The sequence below is a fragment of the Streptomyces sp. NPDC041068 genome, assembly GCF_040647455.1.
Classification (GTDB): domain Bacteria; phylum Actinomycetota; class Actinomycetes; order Streptomycetales; family Streptomycetaceae; genus Streptomyces.
The window spans coordinates 225,500-236,835 of sequence record NZ_JBEZCG010000017.1 but is presented as its reverse complement, the minus strand read 5'-3'; the positions used below and the strand labels follow the sequence as shown (position 1 = coordinate 236,835).

The 11,336-nt window shown below is 72.0% G+C and carries 9 protein-coding genes; 5 read left to right on the top strand and 4 right to left on the bottom strand.

Translation table 11 applies throughout. The features are described 5' to 3' along the window. Positions 1 to 85: 85 nt before the first annotated feature. Positions 86 to 664, bottom strand: coding sequence for a MarR family winged helix-turn-helix transcriptional regulator (locus tag AB0B50_RS34340; RefSeq protein WP_362339729.1), 579 nt, complete (start codon positions 662 to 664; stop codon positions 86 to 88). Between the two features lie 124 nt (positions 665 to 788). Here AB0B50_RS34340 and AB0B50_RS34335 point away from each other — a divergent pair, with 124 nt between their 5' ends. Further along, complete coding sequence (locus tag AB0B50_RS34335) at positions 789 to 2,321, top strand: APC family permease (RefSeq protein WP_362339728.1); 1,533 nt, start codon at positions 789 to 791, stop codon at positions 2,319 to 2,321. Here the strand turns inward: AB0B50_RS34335 and AB0B50_RS34330 are convergent. After that, on the bottom strand, positions 2,281 to 3,072 hold the full coding sequence (locus tag AB0B50_RS34330; protein ID WP_362339727.1) for an acetoacetate decarboxylase family protein: 792 nt from the start codon (positions 3,070 to 3,072) through the stop codon (positions 2,281 to 2,283). The genes AB0B50_RS34335 and AB0B50_RS34330 overlap by 41 nt on opposite strands. A gap of 201 nt (positions 3,073 to 3,273) precedes the next feature. On the opposite strand from AB0B50_RS34330, the gene AB0B50_RS34325 reads away from it, so the two are divergent. Beyond that, positions 3,274 to 4,617, top strand: coding sequence for a glutamine synthetase family protein (locus tag AB0B50_RS34325; RefSeq protein ID WP_362339740.1), 1,344 nt, complete (start codon positions 3,274 to 3,276; stop codon positions 4,615 to 4,617). Between the two features lie 63 nt (positions 4,618 to 4,680). After that, on the top strand, positions 4,681 to 5,955 hold the full coding sequence (locus AB0B50_RS34320) for a cytochrome P450 (RefSeq protein ID WP_362339726.1): 1,275 nt from the start codon (positions 4,681 to 4,683) through the stop codon (positions 5,953 to 5,955). 18 nt (positions 5,956 to 5,973) lie between these two features. Here the strand turns inward: AB0B50_RS34320 and dusB are convergent, their stop codons facing one another. Further along, positions 5,974 to 7,104, bottom strand: coding sequence for a tRNA dihydrouridine synthase DusB (dusB, locus tag AB0B50_RS34315; RefSeq protein WP_362339725.1), 1,131 nt, complete (start codon positions 7,102 to 7,104; stop codon positions 5,974 to 5,976). A gap of 83 nt (positions 7,105 to 7,187) precedes the next feature. Beyond that, on the bottom strand, positions 7,188 to 8,051 hold the full coding sequence (locus AB0B50_RS34310) for a helix-turn-helix transcriptional regulator (RefSeq protein ID WP_362339724.1): 864 nt from the start codon (positions 8,049 to 8,051) through the stop codon (positions 7,188 to 7,190). A 101-nt stretch (positions 8,052 to 8,152) separates the two neighbouring features. On the opposite strand from AB0B50_RS34310, the gene AB0B50_RS34305 reads away from it, so the two are divergent. Together AB0B50_RS34305 and AB0B50_RS34300 are read left to right on the top strand one after the other, a co-directional pair. Next, positions 8,153 to 9,595, top strand: coding sequence for an MFS transporter (locus AB0B50_RS34305; RefSeq protein ID WP_362339723.1), 1,443 nt, complete (start codon positions 8,153 to 8,155; stop codon positions 9,593 to 9,595). Positions 9,596 to 9,721: 126 nt separating this feature from the next. After that, positions 9,722 to 11,185, top strand: coding sequence for an MFS transporter (locus AB0B50_RS34300; RefSeq protein WP_362339722.1), 1,464 nt, complete (start codon positions 9,722 to 9,724; stop codon positions 11,183 to 11,185). Positions 11,186 to 11,336: the final 151 nt, after the last annotated feature.

The window sequence follows — 11,336 nt, the reverse complement described above, 5'->3', positions numbered from 1 at the left end:
GGGGCGGGCCGCGCACCCCCCCCCCCCCCCCCCCCGCGCCCCTTGCGGGGCACGCGCGCACCCCGCGTCCCCGGCAAGACGCCACTCAGGACGAGGACTTCGCCCTGCGGCCGCTTCGGCGGCGCGCCGGTTCCGCGCCCGCGAGGAGCTCCAGCCTGCGCTCCTCCCCCTTCTCCTCCGTCCGTAGGACGATCTTGCGGAGGAGGTCCGCCAGGGTTTCGCACTCCGCGGCCGTGAGGCCCTCCGTCACGAAGGCCTCCTCCGCGTTGAAGGCGGGGAAGACCTCGCCCATCAGGCGTTCGCCCTCGTCGGTGAGGCGGAGCAGGGCGAGGCGGCCGTCGTCGGGGTGGCCGCGGCGTTCGATGAGGCCGCGGCCCGCGAGCGTGCGGGCCACGCCCGTGAGGGTGCCCTTGGAGATGCCGGCCTCCTCGGCGACGTACCGCGTCTCCATCTCGCCCCAGATCCAGACGACATAGAGCACGACGAAAGACGTCCACGTCAGCTCCGCGCCACGCAGCACGGAGTTCTCGAAGTGCTGCCGCACGGCCGCCGCCGCGCGGTAGATGTTCGAAACGGCGGCCATCTGCCCGTACTTGACGGGGGTGCCGCCGAGCTTGGCCCTGACCGCCTTCTCGGTCTCGCGGATGGTGCGATGGCCCGTCACGTCCGTGCCTCCCTCTTGCCGCGGCGCATACGCCTCCGTACCATCGGCGCCACTCGAATTTCGTACGGGCTCAAACGATAACGCGTTTCCGCCGGAGACGCCTTCCTCTCCCCGGAGTCCCGGTATGGCCGTCGACCATCATGACTCAGCCTCGCCCGCGCCGCCCCTCTCCTCTCGCGCCGTCCCTGAACGCCGCATCGGCGTCACGGGCATCGTCTTCTTCGTCGTCGCCGCGTCCGCGCCGCTCACCGTCGCCGCGGGCGGCGTCCCGCAGTCCCTCGGCGTCTCGGGCGTGCTCGGCATCCCCCTGCTCTATCTCCTGACGGCCGCCGTGCTCGCGCTCTTCAGTGCCGGGTACGCGGCCATGAGCCGGCACATCACGGGGGCCGGTGCGTTCTACGCGTACGCCGCGCAGGGCCTCGGCCGTGTGCCGGGCGTGGCCGCGGCCTTCGTCGCGCTGCTCGCCTACAACGCCGTGCAGATCGGCATCGCGGGGCTCTTCGGCGCCACCACCGCGGAGTTCATCGACGACAGGACGGGGGTCTCGATCCCCTGGTGGGTGCTCGTGCTCGCCTGTACGGCCGTCGTCGGGGCGCTCGGGTACCGGCGCGTCGACCTCGGGGTGAAGGTCCTCGCCGTTCTCCTGGTCCTGGAGTTCGGCACCGTACTCGTCTTCGACACAGGGCAGTTCAGCCACACGTCGGAGGGCGTCTCCGCCACTCCGCTCACCTGGGGCGCCGCCACGGACGGGGCGCTCGGTGTCGCGCTGTGCTGCGTCTTCGCCGCGTACATGGGGTTCGAGTCGGCGGCGCTGTACAGCGAGGAGTGCCGGGATCCGCGGCGGACCGTGGCGCGTGCCACGTACATCGCCGTCGGGCTCATCGGTGTCTTCTACGCCGCCACGGCCTGGGCCATGATCACCGGTGCGGGCACGGGGCGGGCCACGGAGGTCGCGGCCGAGGAGGGGCCCCGGATGATGTTCACGCTCGCCGACTCCACGCTGGGCACGGTCTTCTCGGACTTCGCCCAGCTCTTCCTTGTCACCAGCCTGCTGGCGGCGCTGCTCTCCTTCCACAACGCCGTTGCGCGGTACGTCCGTTCGCTGGGCAGGGAGGGGGTGCTGCCGCGCGGGCTCGGGGTGCTGCATCTGCGGCACGGGTCGCCGCACCGGGGGTCCCTGGCGCAGACCGCCGTGACCGCGGTCGTGATCGGCGTGTTCGCGCTCGCCGGGCGGGATCCCGTCATGGACGTCTTCACCTGGCTGACCAACCTCGGGGCGCTGGGCGTCATTCTGCTGCTGTGTACGACGTCGGCCGCGGTGATCGGCTACTTCGGGCGGCTCAGGGGGCGCGCGGAGCCGCCCGAACGGCTGTGGAACCGGCTTGTCGCGCCGGCGCTTTCGGGCGTCGCGCTCGCCGTCATCTTCTGGCTCGCGCTCACCAACTTCAGTGCGCAGCTGGGGGTTTCGCCGGGGAATCCGCTGCGGTGGATTCTGCCGGGGCTCGTGCTCGGGGCCGCGGTGGCGGGGGTGGCGTGGGGGATGTGGCTGCGGTGGGCGTGGCCGGAGACGTATGCGGGGATCGGGACGGGGGCCGCCTCCACGGCTTCCGCCACGGCTACAACTCCCGCTCCAGGAGCGTCCCGCCGTTCCACGTGACGCCCACCTGGCGGTAGTAGGCGGCGATCGGTTCCTCGACCGTCAGGGCGGCCAGCTCCTCCGTGGGCGCCTCGAAGAGGTCGAGGTCGGCGTCGCCCCGCCAGGCCTGGCCGCCCTCGAAGGCGGCGGCGCCCGACTCGATCAGCTCGTCCAGGGCCAGGCCCTTGCCGTCGATGGAAGGGAGTTGGCGGTGGTGGGCCATGGGGTGGGCGTTGACGAAGCCGTTCGTCTCCGACGGGGCGCGCAGCGTGACGACCGCCTGGGCGAGGCGGTGGTCGGCCGCGGCGAGGGTCGCGCCGAAGGCCGCGCCGGCCTCGACGCGGGGGGCGGGGCCGAAGGGGTGGGGGCGGGTGAGGTGGATGGAGCCGAGCTTCTTCGGGTAGCCCTGGTGGTTGCCGCGGGCGATGGCGAAGTCCTTGTCGACCCAGATGTAGACGCAGCGGGAGTAGGTGCGGCCGCGGTGGACGCAGCGGACGACCGCGAAGCACTCCTTGTACTGGGCGCGGACGGGGTCGAGCAGTTCGGCCCTGTCACCGCCGCAGGACTGCCAGTCGGCCCAGATGAGGGCGACGGCGCCGGGGTCTTCGGGGGCGGGCTCCAGGGGGGCGGGGAGGAGTTCGCGTACGCGGGCCGGGTCGGTGCGGTACTCGACGGTGAGGAGGTCGCCGGAGTAGTGCCAAGGAGGTGCGGGCACGATGGCCGACCGTCCGGTCGCGCTCTTGGGCGGCAGGAATCCTCGAACTCCGTTCACGACCAGGCCCCTTCCGTCTTCGTTTGGGCCCGTACGATACGCCGGGGGCGGCGGGATGTCACGGGGTTCCACCCTCTTGCGCAAGGCCCGTACCCGCCATACCGTTTGAGGTCAAACAACATTGCGTCAACTGAGCGTCACCGTCACCGCTCCACCCCGCAGAGAGGCTGACCACGGGTGAGTGAAGCGAGCGCACCACACATCGCCGAGACCGTCGAAACGCTGCGCGCGAACCACACGGACGTGGTCCGCGTCGTCTACCCCGACCTCATCGGCGCCGACCGCGGCCGCGACGTCCTCCTCGGACACCTGCCCAGCGCCTGCGGCCACGGCCTCACCTTCTGCCGCGCCGTTTACCACACCACACCCCGAGGCGATGTGGTCCCGGTGGCGGGCGGGCTCGACGCCGGACTGCCCGACATCTGCGTCCACCCCGACCTGGACACCCTCAGGCCGCTCCCCTGGGAGCCCGGCGTCGCCTGGTGCCTCGGCGACACCATCGACCCGCTCACCGGAGAGCCCGCCCCGGAGTCACCACGCGCCTTGCTGCGCCGCGTACTCGACCACGTCGGCGAGTACGCGGGCGACGACGGCCTCTCCCCCGTCGTCGGCCCCGAACTGGAGTACTTCCTCTGCGAGGCCGACCCCGCCGCCCCCTCCGGCTGGACCCCCTACGGCGGCGCCACCGGCAACGTCTACAGCGCGGGCCGGCGCGGCGACCCCGACGGTCATCTGCTGCGCACCCTGCGGCAGTTGGACGAGCTCGGCATCGGCGCCATCGCGGGCAACCACGAATTCGACGGCGGGCAGTTCGAGATCAACCTCGCGCACTCCGACGCCCTGGACGCCGCCGACCGTGCCTTCCTCTTCAAGGCCGCCGTCAAGGAGGCCGCCCGCCGCGAGGGCCGCCTCGCGACCTTCATGGCCAAGCCCTTCAGCGGGATCGGAGGGTCGGGGTTCCATCTGCACCTCTCCCTCGTCGACGCCGCAGGGCACAACGTCTTCGACGACCCCGAGGGCGACTTGGGCCTCTCCGACACCGCCCGGCACGCCATCGCCGGCGTCCTGCGGCACGCTCCCGCCCTCGCCGCCCTCGCCAACCCCACCGTCAACTCGTACAAACGCTTCGGGCCCGACACCCTCGCCCCCTGGCTGATCGACTGGGGCCCGGACAACCGCAGCGCGATGGTCCGCATACCGCCCGAGCGCGGCGCGGGGTCCCGCCTGGAGCTGCGCCTCGGCGACGCCTCCGCCAACCCCTACCTCGTCGTCGCGGGCACCGTCGCCGCCGTCCTGCTCGGCATCCGCGACAAGCCGGAGCCGCCCGCCCCCCTGGAGGGCTACGGCTACGACGAGACCTCCGCGCCCCGCCTGCCCGGCACGCTCCCCGCCGCCCTGGACGCCCTGGAGGCGGACGAGGCGCTGACCCGTCTCCTCGGCGAGGGCTTCACCGGCGCCTTCCTCACGTACAAGCGCAATGAGATAGAGCGCTGTCAACAGGCCGTCACGGACTGGGAGTTCGCCGAGTACGCCTTCCACATCTGATCCCCCGGACCGCGCTCTCCCCCAAGACGAAAAGTTCCAGGAAGAGTTCCAGAGGAGCACCCCATGCGCACGGTCGCCCCGCCCCTCTCCCTCCCGCTCGCCGACGTCGACCTCGCCGACAACGACCGCTTCACCGACCGCGACCTGCCCTGGCGCATGTTCGACGTGCTGCGTCGCGAGGACCCCGTCCACTGGCAGCCCGAGCCCCCGCCCAACTCCGGCTTCTGGGCGGTCACCCGGCACGCCGACATCGTGCGCGTCGACCGCGACCCCGAGACCTTCACCTCCGAGAGGTTCACCAATCTCGAAGAGGTGGACGAGGACTACATCGCCCTGCGCCGCTCCCTGTTGGAGACCGACGGGATGCGGCACCGGGCCATGCGGCTCATCCTGCAGAAGCGGTTCACGCCGCGCGCCGTCGCGGCGTACGAGACCTTCCTGCGCGGACTGACCGCGCGCACGCTCGACGCCGCCCTGCCCAAGGGCACCTTCGACTTCGTCCAGGAGGTCTCCGCCGACTTCCCCATCAACGTGCTCGCCCGGATGCTCGACGTGCCGGAGGGCGACACCCAGCAGCTCATCGACTGGGGCAACCGCATCATCGGCAACACCGACCCGGACTACGCCGACGTACTCCTGGAGAGCACGGAGAGCGAGCGGTACCGCAATCTTCCCTTCAGATCACCCGCCTCCCTCGAAGTCTTCGCCTACGGAAGGGAGTTGGCGGCGCGGCGGCGCGGCGGCAGCGGGGACGACCTGGTGAGCGCGCTGGTCAACAGCTCGCCCAGGGACGGCGTCCCGCTCTCCGACACGGACTTCGACAACTACTTCCTGCTGCTCGTCGTCGCGGGGAACGAGACGACCCGGCACGCCATCTCGCACTCCATGCTCGCGCTCATCGAACACCCCGAGGAGCGCGCCAGGCTCGTCCGCGACCCGTCACTCATCCCCGGCGCCGTCGAGGAGTGCCTGCGGTGGGCCTCGCCCGTCTATCACTTCCGGCGGACGGCGACCCGTGACGTCGAGCTCGGCGGCAAGCCGATCCGGGAGGGCGACAAGGTCGTGCTGTGGTTCGCCTCCGGCAACCGCGACGAGGACGTCTTCCCGGATCCGTACCGCTTCGACGTCACCCGCGAGGACAACGACCACGTCACCTTCGGCAAGGGCAGCCCGCACTTCTGCCTCGGCAACTCCCTGGCCCGCCTGGAGATGCGGATCATGTTCGAGGAGCTGCTGCCGCGGCTCGCGGACATCCGGGTCGCCGGTGAGGTGCGGCGCGTCCGGTCCAACTTCGTGAACGGGATCAAGGAGCTGCCGGTGACGGTGACGCTCACGTAGTCGGCGCCCCGGGGAGGTTCAGCCGCCGGAGGTGTCCAGTTCCGCCTCTTCGCTCACGCCCGCGCAGTCGTAGGGGTCCTTCAGCCAGCCGTCCGGCAGGACCACGCGGTTGTTGCCGGAGGTGCGCCCGCGCGGGCCGTCCGCGCCGGCCGGCCACGCCTGGTCGAGGTCCAACTCGCCCAGGCCGTCCTCCAGTTCGGCCAGGGACGAGGTGATCGCGAGGCGCTTGCGCATCTCCGAGCCGACCGCGAAGCCCTTCAGGTACCAGGCGACGTGCTTGCGGAAGTCGATGACGCCGCGCGCCTCGTCGCCGATCCACTCGCCGAGCAGTGCCGCGTGGCGCAGCATGACCTTGGAGACCTCGCGCAGGTCGGGGGCCTTGGGCGCGCCCGTGCCCTCGAAGGCGGCGACCAGGTCGCCGAAGAGCCAGGGGCGGCCGAGGCAGCCGCGGCCCACGACGACGCCGTCGCAGCCGGTCTCGTTCATCATGCGGACCGCGTCGGCGGCCGACCAGATGTCGCCGTTGCCGAGCACGGGGATCTCGGGGACGTGCTCCTTGAGGCGGGCGATGGCGTCCCAGTCGGCCGTGCCGCCGTAGTGCTGAGCGGCCGTGCGGCCGTGCAGGGCGATGGCCGTCACACCCTCCTCGACCGCGATGCGGCCCGCGTCCAGGAACGTGATGTGGTCGTCGTCGATGCCCTTGCGCATCTTCATCGTCACGGGGAGGTCGCCCGCGCCGCTGACCGCTTCCTTCAGGATCGCGCGCAGCAGGTGCCGCTTGTAGGGGAGCGCGGAGCCGCCGCCCTTGCGGGTGACCTTGGGGACGGGGCAGCCGAAGTTCAGGTCGATGTGGTCGGCGAGGTTCTCCTCGGCGATCATGCGGACCGCCTTGCCGACGGTCGCGGGGTCGACGCCGTACAGCTGGATGGACCGGGGCTTCTCGGTCTCGTCGAAGTGGATCAGCTGCATGGTCTTCTCGTTGCGCTCGACCAGGGCGCGCGTCGTGATCATCTCGCTGACGAAGAGGCCCTTGCCGCCGGAGAACTCCCGGCACAGCGTCCGGAACGGCGCGTTCGTGATGCCCGCCATGGGGGCGAGCACGACGGGCGGCTGCACGGTGTGCGGGCCGATGGACAGCGGCTGGGACATTCGGGGGCTCTCCGGGACGTACGGACGAGGGGCAAGCCTCTATTGTCCCTCACTCCCCGGACACCGTGCCGCCCGCTCCCCGGTCACTCCCCCGACAGCTCCGCCAGCCGTTCCAGGCGCTCCTCCGTCTCGTCGCACGCGGGAACGTACGCGATCAGGCGGTGCGCCTGCGCCAGCGGGGCCATCCACAGCATGCGGTGCTCCAGGCGGAGCAGGCCGACCCGCGGATGCTGGTACCGCTTGACGTGCGGCGACATGGTCGCCACCTCGTGCCGCTCCCACAGCTCCCGGAACTCGGCGGAGACCCCGAGCAGCCGGTCGCGCAGTTCCTTCCAGGCGGGCTCCGCGCCGTGCTCGGCCATCGAGCCCCGGAACTTCGCGGTCAGGTCGCGCAGCATCTCGTCCCGGTCGAGGAACGTCTCGCGCCAGCGGTCGCTGGTGGCCAGGAGCCACAGGCAGTTGCGGTCGCGCTGCTCCATCGCGTCGAAGTCGCCGAAGACGTGGGTCCAGGAGCGGTTGTAGGCGAGGACGTCGTAGCGGCCGTTCTGCACGGTGGCCGGATAGGGGGCGACGCGGTGCATGAGGCGGCGTACCGGCGCGGAGAGCGCGGTGCACTCCGCCTCCGGGCGCGGGTCGACGACGCCGCCCAGCGCGAAGAGGTGGGCGCGCTCGCTGGGGTCCATGAGCAGGGCCCTGGCGATCGCGTCGAGGACCTGCGCGGACACCTTGATGTGCCGGGCCTGCTCCAGCCACGTGTACCAGGTGACGCCCACGGAGGAGAGCTGCGCGACCTCCTCGCGGCGCAGCCCCGGGGTGCGGCGCCGGGGGCCGCGCGGCAGGCCTGCCTGCTCGGGCGTGACGCGTTCGCGGCGGCTGCGGAGGAAGGCGGCGAGCTCTTGGCGGCGGATGTCGGCGGCAGGCCCCGCCGGGCGTGCTGTAACGGTCACCATCCAAGGGTGGCCTGTACCGCAGCCTGTTTCCAGGTTCGCTCGGTACCAGGATAAAGACACTCTGGTACCCCTCTGAGGGCCGGAACATCGTCGTATCCGTGACTCTTGAGACCACCACGGACACCAGCGGCACGGGCACCGCCGAAGCGCCCGCTCCCGCCTTTCTCACCCCCCTCGGCCTGCTCACCGTCCTCCTCGGCGCCTCCCTCTCCAGCATCGACTTCTTCATCGTCAACGTCGCCCTGCCCAGCATCGAGCGCGATCTGCACGCCTCCCCCGCCACGCTGGAGATGGTCGTCGCGGGCTACGCGGTGGCGTACGCCGTGCTGCTCGTCCTCGGCGGGCGGCTCGGCGACACGTACGGACGCAGGAAGCTCTTCCTGTGGGGCGTGGCCGCCTTCGGCCTGACCTCGCTGGCCTGCGGTCTCGCGCCCGGCGCGTGGTGGCTCGTGGGCGCGCGGGTGGCGCAGGGGGCGGCGTCCGCGCTGATGCTGCCGCAGGTCCTCGCCACGATCCACGCGACGACGCGGGGCGAGCGGCGGGCGCGGGCCGTCGCCCTGTACGGCGCCGTGAGCGGCATCGGGGGGCTGCTCGGCCAGGCGCTCGGCGGCGCACTGGTCGCCGCGGACGTTCTCGGCACCGGCTGGCGCGCGGTGTTCCTCATCAATGTGCCGATCGCGGCGGCGGCCCTGCTCGTCGGCGTGCGCGCGGTGCCGGACAGCCGGGCCGAGCGGCCCGCGCGGGGGGACGTACTCGGCACCGTCCTGTTCGCGGGTGCGCTGACCGCGCTGCTGCTGCCCCTGACGGAGGGCCGTGCGACGGGCTGGCCCCTGTGGTCCGTACTGCTCCTGATCGCGGCGCCGCTGCTCGGCTGGGTGTTCGGGGCGGTGGAGAGCCGTGCCGAGCGGACCGGTGGCAGTCCGCTGCTGCCACCGTCGCTGCTGCGGGAGCCCGCCGTGCGCAAGAGCCTGGCGCTCGGCCTGCCGATCTTCCTCGGATTCAGCGGCTTCATGTTCGGCTTCGCGATCCTCCTCCAACAGGGGCTGCGTTACGGGGCGTTGAAGGCGGGGCTGGCCGTGATCCCCATGGGGCTGACGCAGATCCCGGCGTCGATGCTGGTGCCGCCTCTCGTACGCCGCTGGGGCACCCGTGCGATGACGCGCGCCGCCCTGGTGCATGCCGCGGGCCTCGCGGTGATGGGCCTGACGGTGCTGTGGGTGCCGTGGTCCGCCCTCACCCCGCTCGCCCTCGCCCCCGGGCTGCTCCTGTGCGGGCTCGGGCAGGGCGTCCAGCTCGCGCTCTACTACCGCGTGGCGCTCGCCGCGGTGCCGGCCGCGCGGGCGGGCGCGGGCAGCGGGCTCGCCGCGACCGTGCAGCAGTCGTGCCTGGCGGTGGGCGTCGCGACGCTCGGCTCGCTGTTCCTGGCGCTCGTGCCGTCGCTCGGCATGCGGGACGCGTTCGCGCTCGTGCTCGGGGTGCAGCTCGTGGGGCTGCTCGGCCTGGCGCTGCTGAGCCTGCGGCTGCCGCGACAGGCGGTCTGAACCCGCTGCGCGCTGGCCGAGTCCGCTGCGCGCTGGCCGAGCCCCCGGCGCGCTGTCCGAGCCCGCGGCGTAAGGCCTCCGGTCCCGGCCGGGCCGGAGGCCGCGAGGAGGGCTACGGTCAAAAACATGCCCGATGAACTCACCCACCGCAGACGGATGCTCGTCCTCGCGATCTGCTGCATGAGCCTGCTGATCGTCAGCCTCGACAACACCGTCCTGAACGTCGCGCTCCCCACCATGCAGAAGGAGTTCGACGCGAGCGTCTCGGGCATGCAGTGGACGATCGACGCGTACACGCTCGTCCTCGCCTCGCTCCTGATGCTCGCGGGCTCGACCGCCGACCGGATCGGCCGCCGCAAGGTCTTCCAGGCGGGCCTGGTGACCTTCACCCTCGGCTCGGTGCTCTGCTCGCTCGCGCCGAACCTCGAATCCCTGGTCGCCTTCCGCATGGTGCAGGCGATCGGCGGCTCGATGCTCAACCCGGTGGCGATGTCGATCATCACCAACACCTTCACCGAGCCGCGCGAACGGGCCCGCGCCATCGGTGTCTGGGGCGGCGTCGTCGGCATCTCCATGGCGGCGGGCCCGCTGGTGGGCGGGCTGCTCGTGGACTCCGTCGGCTGGCGCTCGATCTTCTGGATCAATGTGCCGGTGGGCCTCGCGGCGCTCTTCCTGACCATGCGGTACGTCCCCGAGTCGCGCGCCCCGAGGCCGCGTCGCCCGGACCCGGTGGGGCAGCTGTTCGTGATCGTGCTGCTCGGCGCGCTGACGTACGCGATCATCGAGGCGCCGAGCGCCGGCTGGACGTCGCCGCTGATCCTGTCCTTCGCGGGTGCGGCGCTGCTCGCCCTGATCGGCCTGCTCACCTACGAGCCGCGCCGCGCGGAACCCCTCATCGACCTCCGCTTCTTCCGGTCGGTGCCGTTCAGCGGGGCGACGGTGATCGCGGTCGCCGCGTTCGCGTCGCTCGGCGGCTTCCTCTTCCTGTCGACGCTCTACCTCCAGGACGTACGCGGCCTCGACGCGCTGCACGCCGGGTTGTGGATGCTGCCGATGGCGGCGATGACGCTGGTCTGCGCCCCGCTGTCGGGCCGCCTGGTGGGCAGCCGGGGGCCGCGGCTTTCGCTGCTGGTCGCGGGGGTGGCGATGACGGTGTCGGGTGTTCTTTTCGCCGCGTTCCAGGCGGAGGAGTCGGGCGGGACGCGTCTGCTCGGATACGTCCTCTTCGGCCTGGGCTTCGGCTTCGTGAACGCGCCGATCACCAACACCGCGGTCGCCGGGATGCCGCGGGCCCAGGCCGGCGTGGCGGCGGCGGTCGCCTCCACCAGCCGCCAGATCGGCCAGACGCTGGGCGTGGCGGTGATCGGCGCGGTCCTGGCGTCGGGCGTGGCCACGTCCACTTCGTACGCGACCGGCTTCACGGAGGCGAGCCGCCCGGCCTGGTGGATCATCACGGGCTGCGGGGTGGCGGTGCTGCTGCTCGGGGCGCTGACGAGTGGGCGGTGGGCGCGGGAGACGGCGCGAAGGACGGCGGAGCGGTTGGAGGAGGGGGCGGTGGTGGAGGCGGAACGGCTGACGCCGAACGCCTGAAGACGGCGGGCGGCGGGCGGCGGGCGGCGGGCGGCGGGCGGCGGGCGGCGGGCGGCGGGCGGCGGCTGACGAACGACGGGCAACAGCCGACGCACGAATGGACGGCATGACAGATGACAGATGACAAATGACAGATATTGAAATCTGTCAT